At 37.8% G+C, this 20,846-nt stretch carries 16 protein-coding genes and 1 pseudogene; 3 read left to right on the plus strand and 14 right to left on the minus strand.

Features of this window, described 5'->3' with window-relative positions:
- A pseudogene (locus SM124_RS23425) lies at positions 1 to 227 on the plus strand (hypothetical protein); the annotation flags it as partial.
- Between the two features lie 66 nt (positions 228 to 293).
- Here the strand turns inward: SM124_RS23425 and putP (SM124_RS23430) are convergent.
- From putP (SM124_RS23430) to SM124_RS23475, 10 genes are all read right to left on the minus strand, one after another.
- Complete coding sequence (gene putP / locus SM124_RS23430) at positions 294 to 1,799, minus strand: sodium/proline symporter PutP (RefSeq protein WP_322448886.1); 1,506 nt, start codon at positions 1,797 to 1,799, stop codon at positions 294 to 296.
- A 362-nt stretch (positions 1,800 to 2,161) separates the two neighbouring features.
- Positions 2,162 to 3,619, minus strand: coding sequence for a sodium/proline symporter PutP (gene putP, locus SM124_RS23435; protein WP_407691447.1), 1,458 nt, complete (start codon positions 3,617 to 3,619; stop codon positions 2,162 to 2,164).
- A gap of 408 nt (positions 3,620 to 4,027) precedes the next feature.
- Complete coding sequence (pruA, locus tag SM124_RS23440) at positions 4,028 to 5,575, minus strand: L-glutamate gamma-semialdehyde dehydrogenase (protein ID WP_322448888.1); 1,548 nt, start codon at positions 5,573 to 5,575, stop codon at positions 4,028 to 4,030.
- A gap of 286 nt (positions 5,576 to 5,861) precedes the next feature.
- Positions 5,862 to 7,031 carry a CamS family sex pheromone protein gene (locus SM124_RS23445; RefSeq protein WP_322448889.1) on the minus strand — a complete coding sequence of 390 codons (1,170 nt, stop codon included), beginning with the start codon at positions 7,029 to 7,031 and terminating at the stop codon, positions 5,862 to 5,864.
- A 66-nt stretch (positions 7,032 to 7,097) separates the two neighbouring features.
- Entirely contained in the window at positions 7,098 to 9,104 is a 2,007-nt protein-coding gene (ligA, locus tag SM124_RS23450; protein WP_322448890.1) for an NAD-dependent DNA ligase LigA, read from the minus strand.
- Between the two features lie 82 nt (positions 9,105 to 9,186).
- Positions 9,187 to 11,403, minus strand: coding sequence for a DNA helicase PcrA (gene pcrA, locus SM124_RS23455; protein WP_322448891.1), 2,217 nt, complete (start codon positions 11,401 to 11,403; stop codon positions 9,187 to 9,189).
- 72 nt (positions 11,404 to 11,475) lie between these two features.
- Positions 11,476 to 12,159 carry a heptaprenylglyceryl phosphate synthase gene (pcrB, locus tag SM124_RS23460; RefSeq protein ID WP_322448892.1) on the minus strand — a complete coding sequence of 228 codons (684 nt, stop codon included), beginning with the start codon at positions 12,157 to 12,159 and terminating at the stop codon, positions 11,476 to 11,478.
- Between the two features lie 135 nt (positions 12,160 to 12,294).
- Entirely contained in the window at positions 12,295 to 12,609 is a 315-nt protein-coding gene (locus SM124_RS23465) for a YerC/YecD family TrpR-related protein (protein ID WP_322448893.1), read from the minus strand.
- A 94-nt stretch (positions 12,610 to 12,703) separates the two neighbouring features.
- Positions 12,704 to 13,753 carry a DUF3048 domain-containing protein gene (locus SM124_RS23470; protein ID WP_322448894.1) on the minus strand — a complete coding sequence of 350 codons (1,050 nt, stop codon included), beginning with the start codon at positions 13,751 to 13,753 and terminating at the stop codon, positions 12,704 to 12,706.
- A gap of 68 nt (positions 13,754 to 13,821) precedes the next feature.
- Entirely contained in the window at positions 13,822 to 15,564 is a 1,743-nt protein-coding gene (locus SM124_RS23475) for an adenine deaminase C-terminal domain-containing protein (protein ID WP_322448895.1), read from the minus strand.
- A 187-nt stretch (positions 15,565 to 15,751) separates the two neighbouring features.
- Here SM124_RS23475 and SM124_RS23480 point away from each other — a divergent pair, with 187 nt between their 5' ends.
- The gene (locus SM124_RS23480) at positions 15,752 to 16,036 is read left to right on the plus strand and encodes a YgaP family membrane protein (protein WP_322448896.1); all 285 of its coding nucleotides are present in this window, start codon (positions 15,752 to 15,754) and stop codon (positions 16,034 to 16,036) included.
- 65 nt (positions 16,037 to 16,101) lie between these two features.
- Positions 16,102 to 16,215, plus strand: a complete 114-nt coding sequence (locus tag SM124_RS24145) for an EYxxD motif small membrane protein (protein ID WP_407691446.1) — start codon at positions 16,102 to 16,104, stop codon at positions 16,213 to 16,215.
- Here the strand turns inward: SM124_RS24145 and purD are convergent.
- The 4 genes from purD to purM form a co-directional block, all read right to left on the minus strand.
- Positions 16,192 to 17,472 (minus strand): phosphoribosylamine--glycine ligase, encoded by a 1,281-nt coding sequence (gene purD / locus SM124_RS23485; RefSeq protein WP_322448897.1) that lies wholly within the window; start codon positions 17,470 to 17,472, stop codon positions 16,192 to 16,194. The two genes, SM124_RS24145 and purD, sit on opposite strands and share 24 nt — an antisense overlap.
- Positions 17,473 to 17,542: 70 nt before the next feature.
- Positions 17,543 to 19,078 (minus strand): bifunctional phosphoribosylaminoimidazolecarboxamide formyltransferase/IMP cyclohydrolase, encoded by a 1,536-nt coding sequence (gene purH / locus SM124_RS23490; RefSeq protein ID WP_322448898.1) that lies wholly within the window; start codon positions 19,076 to 19,078, stop codon positions 17,543 to 17,545.
- Positions 19,079 to 19,141: 63 nt separating this feature from the next.
- Entirely contained in the window at positions 19,142 to 19,705 is a 564-nt protein-coding gene (gene purN, locus SM124_RS23495) for a phosphoribosylglycinamide formyltransferase (protein ID WP_322448899.1), read from the minus strand.
- A gap of 69 nt (positions 19,706 to 19,774) precedes the next feature.
- On the minus strand, positions 19,775 to 20,800 hold the full coding sequence (purM, locus tag SM124_RS23500) for a phosphoribosylformylglycinamidine cyclo-ligase (protein ID WP_322448900.1): 1,026 nt from the start codon (positions 20,798 to 20,800) through the stop codon (positions 19,775 to 19,777).
- Positions 20,801 to 20,846: the final 46 nt, after the last annotated feature.

A 20,846-nucleotide genomic window follows, 5' to 3' on the forward strand; every position in this document is an offset into this window, starting at 1 on the left:
GCTCCTTTGTAGAAGTTTGTTTTAGGGAACAAACATTCAACATTTCTACAATAGGAGCTTTTTTTGCGTTTGTCTATAACTTCATACATCAACTTACTTATTTTGGAAGGTGTGCAAAGCCAGTGGGCGAGACCCCACAGGAGCTTGCGACGAGGAGGCTCACCGCCCGCCCCGCGGAAAGCGAAGCGCCTGGAACGGAAATCAACAGACCCATTTTAAGAGGCTAAAACAAATAATATGGGGCTGCTCAAATAATCATATAAATGACTATTTGGACAGCCCCATCACTAATATTATTGATCTAAATCATTTTTAATTGCTTCTTCAAATTCTACTTTAATTCTTTCTTTCGGAGAATTCCCCATTAAGCTAAATACAATAATGGCTAGAAGAGCTAAGAAGAAACCTGGAACAATTTCATATAACTCAAATGGAATAATGCCTACTTTCGTTAACTGGCTCCAAAGAACAACCGTTATTGCTCCTGTAATCATACCTGCAAGAGCACCATTTCGGTTCATTCGCTTCCAGTATAGGGACATGATGATTACTGGACCAAATGCAGCACCAAAGCCAGCCCATGCATAACTAACTAAATCAAGGATAGATGAGCCACCATTTGCAGGGTTCCCACTGTAAGCTAGTATAACAGCAATAATAGCAATTAAGACTACCCCAGCCCTTCCAATCCAAACTAATTCTTTATCACTAGCATTCTTTCTAAATAAAGCTTTGTAGAAATCTTCAGCTAGTGCACTGGATGAAACAAGTAACTGTGAATCAATCGTACTCATAATCGCAGATAATATGGCCGCTAGTAAAATACCAGATACCCAAGGATTAAATAGCACATCGGCAAAATAGATAAACACTTTTTCACTCTGGTCTACATCCCCAGCAATTAAAGGATTATCTACAAAGAAAGGAATCCCCACTAATCCTACTAAAATAGCCCCAACAATAGAAACAGTCATCCAACTCATACCATACCATCTTGCTTTTGGAATTTCCTCCGTCGTTTTTATCGCCATAAAACGAGTGATGATATGTGGTTGACCAAAGTATCCAAGCCCCCATGCTAGTAAGGAAATGATCCCCAAACTAGACATCGTATCAACGGGATTTAAATAGGATGAGTCGATACTCCTTACAGTATCCATCGTTGCTCCAAAGCCACCTAGTTCAATAATCGCAACGACAGGTACAATGACTAATGCTAAGAACATAAGAAGTCCTTGGAAAAAGTCAGTCCAACTTACAGCTAAAAATCCACCTAAAAAGGTATATGAAATAATAACGACAGCACCAATTAATAAGGCGGTGTTATAAGACATTCCAAACGTTTCTTGAAATAGTAGCGCTCCTCCCACTAATCCGGAAGATGCATAAAAGGTGAAAAAGATTAAGATGACAAAAGCGGATATCACGCGTAGAATACGAGAGTGATCCTTAAAGCGGTTTTCAAGAAAATCGGGGACGGTAATAGAGTCATTGGCCACCTCGGTATATGAACGTAATCTAGAGGCAACAAACTTCCAATTTAAATAAGCACCAATAATTAAGCCAACACATAACCATATAGAATCTAATCCTGTGGCATAAGCGAGTCCTGGTAAACCAAGTAATAGCCATGAACTCATATCCGAAGCCCCTGCACTCAATGCTGTTACCCCAGGTCCTAGACTTCTCCCACCCAGTACATAATCAGACAAGTTACTAGTAAGCTTGTAAGATATTAAACCAATCAAAAGCATACCAACTAAATAAACGATAAATGTTAATAACGTAGCTGTTTCCATAAATTCTTCGCATTACTCCTCTCAAAACTTTTATTCATTTTATTTGTAAAGTTATACAAAGATAAAACGATAAAAATTCTTGTTTTAAATTTTATAAATACGACTTAATAATGGCGACACTGTTAATCCTAACATAGATAAAAAGTCAGAACAGGTTGAATATTTCGACATTTTGTTTGTTATTTATAAAAATACAATAAATTTGAATATTTTTGAGCTATTCTTGTATTTTTCTGATATGTATTCATTTAAATTTATAAAATTAAATTCTAGTTTTTCTTGAGAAAGCATAAAAAAAGAGTGAAACTGTAAAAGTACAGTACACTCTCTAATAAGTAAATCAAGTCTATTTTTCTTTATTTTTAAAGTGCTTTTTCAACCTCTTGAAACTCATTTTGGACCTCTTGATCTGGAGGTGAAGTCAATAAGCTAACAAGGAAAATAGCAAGGGTACAAACAATAAACCCTGGGACAATTTCATATAAATCGAATAGGCCACCCTTTAACTTTTCCCAAACGACCACTGTAATTGCACCAGTTATGATACCCGCTAAAGCTCCATTTCGATTCATTCTTCTCCAGAATAATGAAATGATAATGACAGGGCCAAATGCAGCTCCGAAGCCTGCCCATGCATAGCTTACTAAATCTAAGACCGAACTATCAGGATTCATAGCTAATATTAAGGCGATTACAGCTATGACTATAACAGAGACTCTTCCTATCCAGACAAGCTCTCGATCACTTGCATTTTTTCTAAAAATAGCTTTATAGAAATCCTCTGCCACTGCACTTGAAGATACTAGTAGCTGTGAATCAATGGTACTCATGATTGCTGCTAAAATCGCTGCTAGAAGAACTCCAGCCACCCAAGGGTTAAAGAGCACCTGAGTAAAGTTCATCAATACCGTTTCTGGGTCTGCTAAAGGTTGATTAGCAAAATAGGCGATCCCAGCAAAACCGGTAAAGACAGCCCCAAATAAACCTAATACCATCCACGTAACACCAATTAAGCGAGCTTTAGGAATGTCGTTGGCATTCTTAATTGCCATAAAACGAGTTATAATATGAGGTTGACCAAAGTAACCTAAACCCCACGCGAGTGAAGATAGAATTCCAATCAATGTCGTACCAGCAAATATATCTAATCCATCTGCATTTTGATTTCCAACTATATTTACTGCTTCACTCCAGCCTCCCACTTCACTAATCGCTGCAATAGGCACTACTATCAAGGCAAGTAGCATTAGAATACCTTGGATAAAATCCGTCCAACTTACGGCTAAAAATCCACCTAAGAAGGTATAGGAAATAATGACAATTGCACCGACCCAAAGGGCAGTTTCATATTCAAAGCCAAAGGAACTTTCAAATAGCTTGCCTCCAGCAACCATTCCTGAAGAAGCATAAAAGGTGAAAAACAAGAGAATTACAAAAGCCGATATGACTCTTAAAATTTTCGAGTGATCACGAAATCTATTTTCAAAGTAATCCGGAATAGTAATAGAGTTCTTTGAAATCTCCGAGTAATAACGTAGCCTTTTTGCAACAAACTGCCAGTTCAAATAAGCCCCAATGGCTAAACCAATCGCAATCCAAGCGGACGAGAAGCCAGAGACGTAGGCAGCACCTGGCAAGCCTAGTAACAGCCATCCACTCATATCGGATGCACCAGCACTTAGGGCGGTAACACAAGGACCTAGATTCCTTCCTCCTAAAACATAGTCAGACAAATTGCTTGTCATTCGGTAAAAGAAAATTCCTATTGCTAACATTCCAACTAAATAAATAATAAATGTAACCAAGGTGGGTATTGATATCATTTGTTCTACTCTCTCCTCTCAGTAAAGTATGTGTAAATGGATAACAAGACTAATAACGGCATGGGAATAAATAGCCAAAAAAACGTTGCAGCTGAAAGGCCCATTTTCTTCACCTCCTTTTAGGTCAGTAATATATTGTATATGCATGTACGTAGTCTTTATGAACCTGAGCAAAACCGTCATAAACAGAAGCAAAAGCTCATATATTCCAGTTTAAAAAAAATATGAGAAATAGGTTTTGCATTAAAGAATAAACCCTTCAAGCATTGATAGAACTGTACAGGGCTGATTGAACGCTCACTCTAAAAAGAACTATTGATATTCCGCAAATTTTACTCAAAAAAATTTTTCATAAATACAAAAAACCCCCTCATCTCATAGAGAAAGGGGGTAAATTTCGTTTTATTAGAACATCTCAGAAGTTGTTTTCGCTTGCATGTGAAGTAATAAGTAGTCAGGACCACCTGCTTTAGAATCTGTACCTGACATGTTAAACCCACCAAATGGTTGGTAACCAACAATCGCACCTGTACAGCTGCGGTTGAAGTATAGGTTTCCAACGTGGAAATCTTCACGAGCTTGCTCGATGTGTGCACGGTTTCTTGTAATAACCGCACCTGTTAAGCCGTACTCTGTGTTGTTTGCGATTTCGATTGCTTCTGTGAAATCTTTTGCTTTCGTGAAACCAACCACTGGCCCGAAGATTTCTTCTTGCATTAAGCGGTCGTTTGGCCCTAGGTCTGCAATTACTGTTGGTTTAATGAAGAAACCTTTAGAGCTGTCTCCTTCTCCACCTGTCATTAATTTACCTTCTTGTTTCCCGATTTCTACATAGCTCATGATTTTATCAAATGCGCTTTGATCGATAACAGGACCCATGAATGTGCTTTGCTCTTCAGGGTTTCCTAACGTTAATTCATTTGTTAATTCAACGACACGATTTAACACTTGATCATATACGTCTTCTACGATTACAGCACGTGAACAAGCCGAACATTTTTGTCCAGAGAAACCAAATGCACCCGCAACAATCGATTGAGCCGCTAACTCAAGGTCTGCATCGCTATCTACAACGATTGTATCTTTACCGCCCATTTCAGCGATCACACGTTTTAACCAAATTTGGCCTTCGTTTAATTTTGAAGAACGTTCGAAAATACGTAATCCCACATCACGAGAACCTGTGAATGAAATGAAACGTGTATCTTTATGATCTACTAAGTAGTCTCCCACTTCTGCACCGCTACCTGGTACAAAGTTAAGAACACCTGCAGGAAGACCTGCTTCTTCCATTACTTCAACAAACTTAGCCGCTACAATTGGAGTAGTAGAAGCTGGTTTTAATAGAACCGTGTTACCTGTAACAATTGCTGCTACTGTTGTACCAGCCATGATTGCTAGAGGGAAGTTCCAAGGAGAAATGATAACGCCTACTCCTAGAGGAATATATCCATAACGGTTAAATTCATTCGGACGGCTGTTTACTGGAACACCATCTTTAATTGCCAGCATTTGGCGAGCATAGTATTCTAAGAAGTCAATTGCTTCCGCTGTATCTGCATCCGCTTCTTTCCAAGGCTTTCCTGCTTCTTTTGTTAAAAGAGCAGAAAATTCATGTTTACGGCGACGGATAATCGCTGCTGCTTTGAAAAGCACATCCGCACGAGTTTCCGGCTTCACTTTTTTCCAAGTTTTAAATGCTTCCACAGCTGCTTGCATCGCTTTTTCAGCAAGCTCACGGTTCGCTTTTGATACGCGACCGATCACTTCTTCTTTATTAGACGGATTAGTAGAAACAATTTTATCTTCAGTAGAAATGCGCTCTCCACCGATTAATAAATCGTAGTCTTGACCTAAATAACCTTCAACTGTTTTAAGACCTAATAGATAGCCTTCACGTTCTTTTTCATTCGTGAAATCTGTAAATGGTTCATGTTTGTATGGTTGTACCATTCTTCCCGCCTCCTATGTACTAAAACGTTTACACTCAACTCACATTCTACCATGTTTTCTTTTAAACCTTCAATTATTCTTCGTATAAATCCACGACAAATATTAGAACTTAGTTTAGTTTCTTTTAATATGCCTCAAATTCTAAAATATAGGTTTTATCTGCAAACATACTTTATTCAAAATGACTTCCATGTAAAAGAAAAGTTTTACATATTACATAAAAACTGGCCATACACTTTTAGAACTACAAAAAAGCTGAGAATAAGTACATTCCCAGCTTTTTTGCCTATTGATAGATATGGACAAACGGTTCCGCTTGGTTCACTTTTCTAACGATCAGTGCTTCTGGCCCTGTAACAGATGTAACATTAACTTCAACTGAGATATAGTCTGGAAAATGATCCATAACTAGCCCTGTCACATACTGTGTGAATCCAACTGCTTCCGCTTTACCGTAAAATTGAATTGGAATATCAATACTTAATTCACTTAGCTGATCTCCCTCATAAAAAGCCGTTCCAATTACTCCATTAAAGTTCGGGAAATACTCCTCAACATCTTGTTTAAAGTTTAAGAACGACGTAGAATCATCTCGGTGATCCTTTGTCGCTTCTGCTGAAGGGAATAAAAAGTACTTTTCATTTACTTTTTCCCAGTCACTTAATTTTGAACTTGCCTTTGGAGCAGTCGAATAAGCAAAAAAGTTTCCAGGTACTACAGAGTTACGATTTTTCTGTTCGAATAAAGCTACAGTAATGGGAACTTTCTTTAATTTACTCATTTGTCGCATACGAGAAACCACTTCTTGAGCTATTTTCTTTCCTTCTTTTTCAAGTTCAGCACGTTCAATTTTTTGTTCAAACGTTGGACCATCTCGATTTTCTTTATAGTAGTGAACAGTATTTAATGCTAGACCTACTACAACTCCACCTAAACGTACAGTCCCGTCTTCTCCCTTGACTAAGTAGTTGTGTTCAAGAATATGAGCTAAATAAATTGGGTTTTTCTTATTACGATTATGAACATCCCCTTTACCAGGGTCTAAAGGGTTGAGACCTATATTTTGTTCTTCCGTTAAATTTTCAGCCTTTAACTGCTCAGGTGTGAATTGACGGTTCAACCAAAGACTTACCGTTTGGCGGTCTAAATTTTGACCTTCCTGAAATAAGTATTTTTCAGGATTAAACGTATTTTGTGCCACTCTCATTAATCCCGTCTCAAACTCATCAATATCATACCTTGTGTTTAAATTACCCACTACTAACCCACGCGCTTCCGAAGGCCTGAAAGGGAGAATCGTACGGTAATATTGGTCGGATATTTTATATTTTGGAATGATCGCTTTCTCTTTTGAATCATCTTTCTCTTGAACAACTTCCTCCTGTTTTTGAAAGTTCGGAGCACAACCGGTCACAAGAAGGATGAGTATTAAAGCGGCCATTGAGATTTTCCTCATGGTTTCACCTCATATTTTTGGAACATCTAATAATCAAGTGTCTATACACTTTTCTCTAATACATAACTAATTCTTTAACTCTTCAAGCAACCGTTCCTCGTTCCAAACTTCTATCCCGAGGTCTTGAGCCTTTGTTAGTTTCGAACCTGCATCTTCGCCAGCAATAACTAAATCGGTCTTTTTGCTAACACTACCTGCTACATTGCCACCTAAAGCCTCAATTTTCTCTTTTGCTTCATTTCGGCTTAACACTTCTAATTTTCCTGTTAGAACAATTGTTTTTCCAGCAAAAATAGAATCTGACTGTTCTGCTGTCACAAGCTTAGGACCCTTATAGTCCATGTTGACTCCAGCTTCTTTCAGCTCTTTAATAAGTTCAGTTACCTCTTCCATTTCAAAGTAGGTAACAATCGAATCAGCCATTTTTTCACCAATTTCATTAATGGCCGTTAACTCTTCTTGTGACGCACTTGCCAATCGATCCATCGTTTCGAACTGCTGTGCTAACGTCTTTGCAGCTTTTGCCCCCACATGACGGATCCCCAACCCAAACAGTAACTTTTCAAGAGAATTTTCTTTCGAAGTCTCAATCGCTTTTAAAAGGTTTGTGACAGATTTTTCTCCCATACGTTCTAAATTAATTAATTGTTCAAACGTAAGTTTGTAAATATCCGCAACATTTTTAATAAGCTGTTCAGCAAAAAGCTGACTAACGACTCTCTCTCCTAAGCCATCAATGTTCATAGCATTTCTTGAAACGAAATGGATAAGTCCTTCACGAATTTGCGCCGGACATTTTGGATTAATGCAACGAAGGGCCACTTCCCCTTCGAAGCGTACTAGTTCACTTTCACATTCAGGACAATGTGTAGGCATCTTAAACTCGACCTCTTCGCCTGTACGCTGCTCTGCAAGTACATTTACGACCTCAGGGATAATATCTCCGGCTTTTTTCACCACTACTTGGTCACCAATTTTAATATCTTTTTCTCTAATTAAGTCTTCGTTATGCAGTGAAGCACGTTGAACGGTAGTACCAGCAACTTTAACAGGTTCTAAAATTGCCGTTGGTGTAATAACCCCCGTTCTCCCTACGCTTAATTCGATATCTTTTAATTTTGTTACTACTTCTTCAGCAGGAAATTTATAAGCCACTGCCCAGCGTGGGCTTTTAGCCGTCGTTCCTAGCTCTTGCTGCTGATCAAGAGAGTCAACCTTAATAACAATTCCATCAATATCGTAAGGAAGTTCAGGACGCTTTTCTGTCCAGTAATTAATAAACTCGATTACTTCCTCTATATTAGCGCAACGTCTTCTCTCTCGATTCGCTTTAAATCCTAGCTTTTCTAATAAATCTAAGCCCTCGCTGTGAGAAACCACTCCTGTTTCACCAACGTCCGCAATGTTGTATAAAAAGATATCAAGATTACGTGAAGCGGCAATACGTGGATCCAATTGGCGAAGAGAGCCAGCTGCTGCATTACGTGGATTGGCAAATAGCTCTTCTTCTTTTTCTTCTCGCAGCTTGTTTAAAGCGTTAAACGATTTTCTAGGCATAAATGCTTCTCCACGAACTTCAATAGAAACATTTTCATTAAGCCTTAAAGGAATAGAGCGAATGGTCTTTAAGTTTGCTGTAATATCTTCTCCTGTTTGACCGTCTCCTCTAGTTGCTCCTTGTACAAATAAACCATCTTCATACTTTAAAGAAACAGCCAGACCATCAATCTTCAGCTCACAAACGAAAGAGAAATTGTCACCAACCGCTTGTCTAATACGGCGATCGAAATCTTTTAAGTCTTCTTCATTAAAAGCATTGCCAAGACTCAGCATTGGTGTTTGATGTTGAACTTTACTAAACATATCAAGCACTTCTCCACCTACACGCTCAGAAGGAGAGTCTGGAGACTTTAATTCAGGGAATTGTTGCTCAAGTTCAATTAACTCATGTAAAACGCGATCATATTCCGCATCTGGAACAGAAGGCTTGTCGAGTACATGATATTCATAGTTATATTGATTTAATAAATTATGCAATTCTTTTACTCTTATTTCAGCTGTTTGAAGATCCATACACCCAGCCCTTTCGTTATTTTCATAAGAAAGCAGTTGGCCCAATCATTTAAAAGGATGTTGGGCCTCAAGTAAAAATATATTATGCTTTTGTTATAGGAGCAAATTTAGCAAGCAGTCGTTTTATACCTACTGGGCTAGGGAAGGCAATATCTAATTCCGTACTTTCCCCTGAACCTTTAACACTAACAACCGTTCCTATTCCCCATTTACCGTGTTGAGCTTTATCACCAACACTCCAGCCAATCTGTTCCCCACCTGTTGTCGTTGTAACAGGACGGGTAACAGCCGGTCTTTGTGCAACTGGTCTTGAAGGGAATGGTGATGTTACTGTTGTTCTTCTTTGTTGCTGAGGCTCCACTCCTTCTAGTAAATCTTCAGGAATTTCTTTAATAAAGCGTGAAGGCGGATTTATTTTTGTTTGTCCAAATAACGTACGCATTTGTGCATTTGTAATATACAATTCCTCTTCTGCCCTAGTAATACCAACGTAAGCAAGTCTTCTTTCCTCTTCCATTTCCGTTTCATCCATTAGAGAACGGCTGTGAGGAAATACTCCCTCTTCTACCCCTAGTAAAAATACAACTGGGAATTCTAACCCTTTTGCAGAGTGAAGTGTCATCAGTATTACGGTATCTACCTTCTGGCCTTCCTCATCCAAACTATCAATGTCTGCTACTAGAGCGAGATCTGTTAAGAACGCCACTAAACTCTTATCATCATTACTATCTTCAAAGTTTTTCGTTACAGATAAGAACTCATCCAAGTTCTCTAGTCTACTTTCTGCCTCTATCGACTTTTCCGCTTTTAACATTTCACGGTAACCGGATTTATCTAGTACTTCTTCAACTAGTTCAGTTACTGATAAATACTCTTGCATTCCCGAATAGCCTTTTACTAGTTTGTAAAATTCAGTCGCGGCTTTTGTAATTTTAGGACTTAACCCAATTAATTCGATGGAAGCAAGTGCATCAAACATTGACATATCATGCATTGTTGCAAAGTTTGCAATTTTATCAATGGAGCTTGAACCAATTCCACGCTTAGGAACATTGATAACTCTTCGTAAACTAATGTCATCATCTGGATTAGCAATCAGCCTTAAGTAAGCAAGCATATCCTTAATCTCTTTACGGTCGTAGAACTTAATACCGCCGACGATGGAGTATTCAATATTGGATTTAAGTAATACTTCCTCCATCACACGGGATTGAGCATTTGTACGATAAAGAATGGCGAAGTCAGAATACTTTCTCTTACCACTGCTAACGGCTTCTTTAATTTTACCTGCCACAAATTGAGCCTCAGTTTGCTCGCTATCTGCACGGTAGTAATTAATTTTGTTACCTTCTGGATTCTCTGTCCAAAGATTTTTTGGCTTTCGATTTAAGTTATTTTTAATCACTTCGTTTGCCGCATATAGAATCCTTTGTGTTGAACGATAGTTTTGTTCAAGCATAATCGTTTGAGAGTTTGGATAATCTTTTTCAAATGATAGGATATTGGCGATATCCGCTCCACGCCATTTATAAATAGATTGGTCTGAATCCCCTACTACACAAAGGTTTTGGAAACGATTTGCCAAAAATTTAACTAGCATATATTGTGCTCGGTTCGTATCTTGATACTCATCTACATGAATATATTGAAATTTACGTTGGTAAAATTCTAATACTTCAGGCACACGCTGGAATAATTGAATCGTTATCATAATCAAATCATCAAAGTCTAACGCCTGATTTTTACGTAATCTCTTTTGATATTCTTCATAAACATCACTGACTACTTGATCATAATAACCACCAGCATTTTTAGAAAACTCTTCAGGTGTTATCAGTTCATTTTTTGCACTGCTAATCGATCCTAGAATGGCTCGAGGATCAAACTTTTTAGGATCAATGTTTTTTTCTTTTAGGATATTTTTAATAACTGATTGTTGGTCTGTTGGGTCCAAGATCGTGAAGTTTCGACTATATCCAATACGATCAATGTCTCTTCTTAAGATTCGTACGCACATGGAGTGGAAAGTTGAAATCCAGATTTCATCAGCTACTCCACCCATCATGTTATAAATACGGTCTTTCATTTCTCTTGCTGCTTTATTCGTAAACGTAATGGCAAGGATATTGTATGGGTTTACTCTTTTTTCTACCATTAAATAAGCAATTCTATGAGTTAACACTCTCGTTTTACCACTACCGGCACCCGCCATTATTAACAACGGACCGTCTGTCGTTTTAACTGCATTTTGTTGCTCTGTGTTTAAACCATTTAATATTTTATCGGAAAGATATTGCATTCCTACTATTCACCACCAAAACAAACGTATGTTCTTATTATTGTATAACTTCTATGATTAATTATCAATGCTTTACAGTTTAATCTCTACTGTTTTCAATGCTTCCTCTAAATTTTCATAGAGTGAATTTCCAACAACCACCACATCTGCGAATGCTGCCATTTCCTTAGCCTGATCAAGGTTTTTTATACCACCGCCGTAAAAAAGTGTAGTTTTTTCTAACACTTTTTTCACTCGTGAAACCACTTTCGAATCACCATAAGTTCCGCTGTACTCCATATAGAAAATAGGAAGATGATACATTTTCTCTGCTATCATGGCATATGCTGCCACATCTTCCTCCGTTAAACTCGTCCTAGCATTTGTCAGCTTAGCCGCTTTGCACTCTTCATTTAGAATACAATAGCCTTGTACTAAAATTTCATCCCAATTCATAATTTCTCCGTACTCTTTCACCGCTTGATGATGAAGTTCCACTAACCATTTTGAATCTTGGCTATTTAAAACAGTCGGGATGAAATATAAGTCAAATCCAGGCGTAATGGATTCAATATTTGAAACTTCTAATACGCAAGGAACAGTAAAGCGACGAACTCTTGCCATTAAATCAAGGACATTCTCAAGGGTTACCCCGTCCGTTCCCCCTATAATCACCGCATCCGTGCCTGACTCACATATTCTTTCTAAGTCTTCTTCTGATAATTCTTTATTCGGATCTAATTTAAAAGCATGGCGCCATTCACGCACATCGTACATGCCATTTATCCTCCATTCCATTATTCCATTTCACCATTATATCACTTGGTGAATTGAATCAAAAACAAAAGCTAGAACCACTTTTTTCAATTTCAAAATCAAAAATAAAAACCGAGGAGCCCCTCGGTTTTGTCATTATTCTTGAGTTGTACTAATTTCGTTATCTTTAATACGCTCTAAAGCTAGTTCGTAAGCGTCATTACCATAGTTTAAGCAACGTTTTACACGAGAAATAGTAGCAGTACTTGCACCCGTCTCAGTTTCAATTTTGTGATAGGTCTTTCCTTCACGAAGCATACGAGCAACTTCTAATCTTTGAGCCAGTGACTGAATTTCATTCACTGTACAAAGGTCATCGAAGAAACGATAGCATTCTTCTAAGTCTTTTAACGATAACACTGCATTAAACAGTTGATCGAGTTCTTTTCCTCTTAATTTATCAATTTGCATGTTTTTACCCCTTTATAATTATTCCCTAATCTATAGCGAATGTTGGAACCTATATAATCTATCTGATTTATGAAACTTGAGAAACTTGAAAGACCTAATTAAAAGTAACTATTTTTTCTAACCCAGGATTTGTAGGTATTACATTTATCCAAGTCTTCCCTGGAACGAGTCCAACCTCTTCGTTATTTTTAAAAGGTAAGATTCTTCCATCTACACTTTTCCATTCTACTTCATTCCATTTCCCTCGTTGAAGTAGATATCCTTTTCCACCTGATGTCAAATCAATGTTTCTTCTACCTTTATCATCAATGATTTTATGACTAGTTTCTACGACAAAAACATTATCTAGTAGAACGGGATCTTTCGTATCATAATCCGCAGTCAAGTCACCATTCGAGTAACGCTTGTATTTCTTAAGTGTTTCATCATATTCGTATTGAACATTAAACTGTTGGTCAGAGGAATAGGTTACAAATGCCTTCTTGGCTTCACTACCAGTTAGTTGTTCAACTTCCTCATCCGTTAAAAAGGTTAACGTTTTTGGTTCTTCATCCATATTATAGCCAACTTGCTTGGCTCCCTTTTGTACATTGTCAAAAGTAATGTAAGAATTATGTGGAGCCTTTCTAAAACTAGCTCTTTTAAATAATGAGCCATCATATTGCATACCATTTAGGTTATCAATCGTACCGTTCTGAAGCATTTTCTTTGCTTCAGGACTATAACCATGAGCTATATATAGTGCATCATATCCTTTTGCAAGATCGATGAAGTAATCTCTAGCACTTCTGACAGGTCCAATATTTTCTCCTGTCTCACTTTGAAATATCGCAAGAAAGCGGGTTACGTTTCCTTCAGCAAGCAGTTCATAGACAACGTCTGCTTTTTGAATACCTGACTGTGGTCTTGCTTGAGGGAAGTTATTAATCATGACTGCGAACGCTCTGCCTTCAATTTCTTTTTCACTACCAATCCCCGTTAGTGGATAGTGAAATGGGTCTTCAGCAATTTCGATAACCTCTTCTTTAACCGTTTCTTCTTCGACTTTCTTTTCTTTATGCTCTCCTACTTCCACTTTCTCTTTACTACATCCAGATAATAGTAAGGTTGCTGCGAATGAAATAGTGATCCATTTTTTAAACATAATACACTCCTATTCGTTCTACTTTTGCTACTATGGATGTATATCTATCGATGTACACATGATATATTTTAACGCATTATAGTTGGAAAGAGTACACTTTTATTCATTACATCATAGATACCCTGTTGTGTAATGCGTATATATGGCAGATGTGTCGATGAGAAAAATAGAAGAGAATAAATTGGATCTTCAAAACGATAGCCTTTTTCTCTTAAATAGTGAAGTAATGACTTTTCTTTTTCAATTAAATCTTCCACATGGTCATTAGACATGACTCCTTTTAGTGGGAGACCTATTTCCTGAACAATTTCCCCACCTTCACTCACTACAATACCTCCACCAATTTCCTTCATTCGGTTAAAGGCAGTTATTATATCCTTCTTATTCTTTCCTATTAATATAATATCTCCTGTATTTGAGAAGGAACTTGCTAACCCTGATAACTTATTAGCGAATCCTTTTAATAGGGTATTGACCTTCCATTTTCCATCTTTGTCAATTAAAACAAAGAAGCTTTCATCATGTGATTCGTCTAACTGATCGTAAGCCACATCAATGGAGACAGAGTATGGTTTTGTTATAACCGCGTTCTCCATCTTAATACCAAATGGCATGGAGAATTGAAGGTCATCCATGGTTAAGTCCCAGTCTAAACTTAGAGGCTCAAAACCTAGTTCATTCCAATCTAATCCTTCATAAATATCAATAAGTTCGTCATTTTTTTTCACCCATTTTCCTTTTGCTAAAACGGAAACCGGAGTAGGATTGCTCTCGTCTGTTAGAAAATTAATATTGGCTATTCTTCCTGTTGCTATATTCCCATGTAAATATTCAATATTATAATAACGAGCCACATTTATTGTTCCCATATTGTACGCATCAATAATAGGGACGCCCTTATCAATTGCCATTTTTATCATATGGTCAATCATCCCTTGTTCATAAAAGGATGCAGATGAGCCATCTGTTGTAAAAATAAACTTATCATATTGATCAATGCCTAGTTGTTTAATTTCATCTAATAAAACAGGTAAATCTGGACGTATTGAGGAATGGCGAAGAGAAACCGTATACCCTTGCATCAGTCGGTTATATACTTCTTTCCCCGTCATCGCTTCATGATCACAATCCGCTCCAAAAAGCATCATTTTGGCTAAAGTCTTTTCAGAAGCTCCAGGAAAATGCCCTTCAATCTGCTTTCTCATTCTTTTCGTTTCCTGAATCCAATGAAGCATCATATCGTCACCATCTAATAGCTTAGGCCACCCTGTTAGTTCCCCACCTTGTAACACAGCATCATGTTCTAACCATGATTTAATATTACTGTGCGAAAAAGTTTGCTCCTCATTTTGAATTTCTGTTTGTCCATCAAAACGACACCACCAGTACATGGTCGTTGGAATATCTCGCATCTCTTTCAAAAAAGAAAACGCTTTCTTTTTATCCAACTGCAATGCAAGGACCATATTGTCATTCATTAACGTTGTCGTACCCGTTTGGGATGCATATCGAGCGAACGAATGGGGATTATATAACTGAAAAGGATGGGCATGTGGCTCAATATAGCCTGGAACGAGTAGTAATCCTGTGCAATCCACTACTTCACAGTTATTTGTTTTCTCAGGTAACATGTCGCCAACATATACGATTCGGTCATTATAAATCCAAATGTTTGCTGTCATCCATTTACGAAAGGTCTGATTCAAATAGCGTGCATTTTTAAGTAAAATGGTTGGTGATCGTTTTCCGTCGAGAACGGAAACATGTTCACGCAAGTGCTTGTTCTTCCAACGATAGCGCTGTTCCAACACCCGTTTCCCCTCCCTTTTTGTATCTATTTTTGTATCTCTACTATTAATGATTAATTTATGTTAAAGGGAAACAATATATAATATGAAAACCCTTACATGTCTATTTTAAATAGTACCATATTTCGCTGTTTAACGCATTAAAGAATAAGTAAATGTTTTGTAAATTATATTGAAGGAGTGATATAAAATGCAAATTAAACCTAATATTGGCATACTTAATGCCTTAATTCGAATTACTATTGGCTTTACGGTTCTATCCTGGTGTACAGCAAAATTAGTTAAACAACCTTGGAGAGATTCCTATTTAGTTATGGCGATGCTGGGTGGTATGAAAGTAGCAGAAGGGATTGTACGCTTTTGTCCTTTAACAGCACTATATGAGCAGGGGAAAGACGTGATGGATAACAGAAACGAAAATGAACAAGGAAATAAACAACATCAAGATCAAATGATTCCTTATAATCCAACATAATTTAGCTAAAAGTTAAATGACCCCCTCATGAGAAAGAGGGGGAAAAAAATCTTAGGAGTGATACGATGTTTTGGGAATATGTTAGCGATATGTCATTCGTTCTGATTACATTAATTGGCAGCATTGTTGCCTTACTATTTGTTTACATTAAAAAATCAAATAGAAGACGTGCTAGATAAAGCGATTGCCTTGTGGCCGATATCTTTACGATAGAATGCTCCATCACAATCTAAGTTCTTTAATTGCTCGTATACTTTTAATTGTGCATGTTCAATCGTATCTCCCTTTGCGGCAGCTAAAAGTACACGACCACCATCTGTAACAAAGTCTCCTGCTTCATTTTTCTTTGTACCCGCATGGAATACGAGTACATCATCACCTATTTTATCTAACCCGTTCAGGACTGACCCTTTTTCGTATACGTCAGGGTAGCCTTTTGAGGCGACAACGACTCCGACCATTGGTTTCGAATCCCACTCGATTACTGGTGTTTCTCCATTAAGCAAGTCTACCATTACTTCAACTAAGTCTGAACTCATTCTTGGTAAAATAACTTGGGTTTCTGGGTCTCCAAAACGTGCGTTGAACTCAATCACCTTTGGTCCCTTTTCTGTCTTAATTAACCCTGCATATAAAATACCAAAGAAGCTTCTACCCTCTTGTACCATTGCTTTGGCTGTTGGAATTAAGATTGTATCAACTGCTATTTGTACCGTTTCTTCTCCAATATGAGGAACCGGTGAATAAGCTCCCATTCCACCTGTATTTGGACCTTGATCACCGTCAAAAGCTCTCTTGTGATCCTGGGCTATTTCAAGAGGAATAACCGTTTCTCCGTTTACAAATGCCATTAAAGAGAATTCTTCTCCGGCTAAAAACTCCTCTATAACTACCGTCGCAGAAGCATCTCCGAACTTTTTATTCAGCAACATTTCTTGTAGACTTTCCATTGCTTCTTCCATCGTTAAAGCTACTGTTACACCTTTTCCAGCTGCTAACCCATCTGCTTTAATAACAATTGGCGCACCCTTTAACTCCACATAAGCTTTTGCTTGTTCGTAATCAGAGAACACTTCAAATTCTGCTGTTGGAATTTTATATTTCTTCATAATTTCTTTTGCAAAAGATTTACTGCCTTCAATTTCAGCCGCCTTCTGATTTGGACCAAATACTAGCAAACCATTGGCACGGAAATCATCCGCTAGTCCATTTAATAAAGGTACTTCGGGTCCAATAATGGTTAAGCCTATTTGTTGTTCCCGAGCAAAAGCTAATAAACTTTCCGTATCAATTTCGCTTATTTTAACCCGTTCAGCCACATCAGTCATGCCTTCATTCCCTGGAGCAACAAACACTTGCTCAACATTCGGACTCTCACTCACTTTTCTACAAATCGCATGCTCTCTTCCACCGCGACCAACAACCAATACCTTCATCCATTCCACCCTCTTTTTAAGGGGTCAGACCTCCTTTAGCACACTAAAGAGGGTCTGACCCCAGTTATTTTTAATGTTTAAAATGCCTTACTCCTGTAAACACCATAGCAATTCCATACTCATCCGCTTTTTTGATGGAGTCTTCATCACGAATGGATCCACCTGGTTGGATGATAGCTGTAATTCCTGCTTTTGCTGCTGCTTCAACGGTGTCATCCATTGGGAAAAATGCATCTGAAGCTAATACTGCCCCGGTTGCTTTTTCACCAGCTTGTTCTAAAGCAATTTTGGCAGCACCGACACGATTCATTTGTCCAGCACCGATACCTAAAGTCATATCTTTATCGTTAACTACGATTGCATTTGATTTCACGTGCTTAACTACTTTCCATCCTAATTTCATTGCTTGCCACTCCTCTTCCGTTGGCTCGCGTTTGGTTGGCACAGTAATCGTTGCATCTTCGTAAGAGAAGCTGTCTTGTTCTTGAACTAGTAATCCGCCTTCAATGGAAGTTAATTTCACTTCCGCTTTTTGCGCTTGATCGAAAGGAATCGTTAGTAAGCGTAGATTCTTTTTACTAGTTAAAATTTCTAAAGCCTCTTCAGAAAACGACGGAGCAATAATAATCTCTAAGAAAATTTCATGTAATTTTTCAGCTGTTTGCTTATCTACTTCTCGGTTTAATGCGATAATTCCACCAAAAATAGAAACTGGATCTGCAGCGAACGCTTTTGTGAATGCATCAAAAGTATTTTCACCTGTTCCTACTCCACAAGGATTCATATGTTTCACAGCAACTGCAGCTGGCTGATCAAACTCTTTTACAATTTGAAGAGCTGCGTCTGCATCGTTGATGTTATTATAAGAAAGCTCTTTACCATGTAATTGGGTAGCGTTAGCAATAGAGAATACGGATCCTAATGGCTTGCGGTAGAAAGAAGCCTTCTGGTGTGGATTCTCTCCATAACGTAAAGACTGTTTTAACTCATAAGTAACCGTTAATTTTTCTGGCGTCTCTTCTTGTGCTAAGTCCGTCATATATTCTGCAATCATAGCATCATAAGCTGCTGTATGGCGGAACACTTTTGCTGCCAATTTGCGGCGAGTTTCTTTTTGAACCTCACCAGCATTCTTTAATTCCTCAATCACTACTTCATAATCTGAAGGATCAACTACTACTGTTACATACTCATGGTTTTTAGCCGATGCACGTAACATCGTTGGGCCACCGATATCAATGTTTTCAATGGCATCTTCAACCGTTACATCAGGTTTAGCAATGGTTTGTTGGAATGGATACAAGTTCACACAAACAACGTGAATCGGTTGGATTTTGTGTTCTGCTAATTGCTCAACATGACTCTCTTCAGAAAACTTCGCTAAAAGTCCACCATGGATATATGGATTTAATGTTTTCACACGACCTTCTAAAATTTCTGGAAAGCCTGTTACATCACTAACACTAATGACAGGTATTCCATTATCATGAAGGGCCTTCTTCGTTCCGCCTGTTGAAATGATTTCATATCCCAGATCGCTTAGTTGCTTAGCAAATTCGGTAACACCTGTTTTATCTGAAACGCTAATTAATGCACGTTTTTTCACTTTATGTAGCCCCCTAAAGGTTGAAGTTTTTTAATACTATTAAGAATCTTTTTCGCGGATTCCTTAAGAAAGCAGCTTCTCAATTACTGCCGGATAAAGCTCATGCTCAACTCTATGAATCTTCTCTTGTAAACTCTCAATATTTTCATCATCACTTAATTCAACGGCTTTTTGTGCGATAATTGGCCCTGTGTCCATTCCAGCATCAACATAGTGAACAGTCACTCCACTAACCTTCACTTTCGCATCTATAGCCTGGCCAATTGCATCCTTTCCAGGAAAAGCAGGTAGCAATGATGGATGAATATTAATGATTCTACCTTCATACTCGCCTAATAGAGTAGAACCGATTAACCTCATATAGCCTGCTAAAACGATAAAGTCTACTTCATTATTTTTTAAATGACGAAGTATGTCTTCTTCATATTCAACTTTAGAATTATAATTCTTTGCTGTAAAAACAAATCGAGGAATATTTTCGGTATTAGCACGCTCAACTGCAAATGCCCCAGGCTTATCACAAACTAGTAATTTAATATTCACGTGAAGCTTCCCACTTTTGACTGCATCTATAATCGCTTGAAAATTACTGCCACTACCTGATGCAAAAACTGCGATATTCTTCATGGTTTTCCTCCGGTTTTTGAAACTTTTTATTAGGACCTCCATAAAACCTAGAACCTATTTAAAAAGCTATTATTTAATTTCAATACCTTCCTTATCAGATACTACCCCAATTTGGTAGGCTTTCTCACCATTTTCAATAAAATGATTGATAACCTCTTCGGCAATAGATGGATCAACAGCTACTACCATTCCAGTACCCATATTAAAAATATTGTACATCTCTTGGCGGTTTAATTGCCCCTCTTTTTCCATTAGGGTAAAAATAGCCGGTACATCCCAATGACTTTCCGTTAACTCAGCACCTAAATCTGTTGGTAGCATTCTTGGAATATTTTCAATAAATCCGCCACCTGTAATATGAGCCATACCTTTAATTTCAAATTTCTTTAATGCAGATAAAATGGGTTTTACATAGATTTTTGTCGGAGTAAGAAGTTCCTCACCTAAAGTTTTCCCTAGCTCCTCTACATAATCTGTTAAAGCCATTTTTGCTTGTTCAAAGAAAATCTTACGAACTAGAGAGTATCCGTTACTATGAATTCCACTAGAAGCTAAACCTATTAATACATCTCCAGCTTTTATGTTTTCACCTGTAATGATAGCTGACTTTTCACAAGCACCAACTGCAAATCCAGCTAAATCATATTCTTCTTCACTGTACATTCCAGGCATTTCAGCTGTTTCTCCACCTACTAAAGCACAGCCCGCCATTTCACAACCATCTGATATCCCTTTTACGATTGCTTCAATCTTACCAGGTTCTGCTTTTCCACACGCAATGTAATCTAAAAAGTAAATCGGTTCTGCACCTTGTACGACAATATCATTCACACACATTGCTACAGCATCAATGCCAATAGTATCGTGACGATCCATCATGAAAGCTAGCATTAGCTTCGTTCCAACACCATCAGTCCCTGAAACTAAAACAGGCTCTTTCAAATTTAGAGTAGATAAATCAAACATTCCTCCAAATCCGCCAAGACCACCTAAAACTCCAGGACGCATCGTTCTTTGTACATGCTTCTTCATTCGAGTTACCGCTTCATATCCCGCTTCTATATCAACACCCGCTTGCTTATAAGCGTTAGCCATTTTTTGTTCCTCCTAAATTCTAATGATGATCAAGTAAAAAAAGCGA

Origin of the sequence: Robertmurraya mangrovi (genome assembly GCF_034427655.1) — a bacterium.
In the GTDB taxonomy this organism is placed as follows: Bacteria; Bacillota; Bacilli; order Bacillales; family Cytobacillaceae; genus Robertmurraya_A; species Robertmurraya_A mangrovi.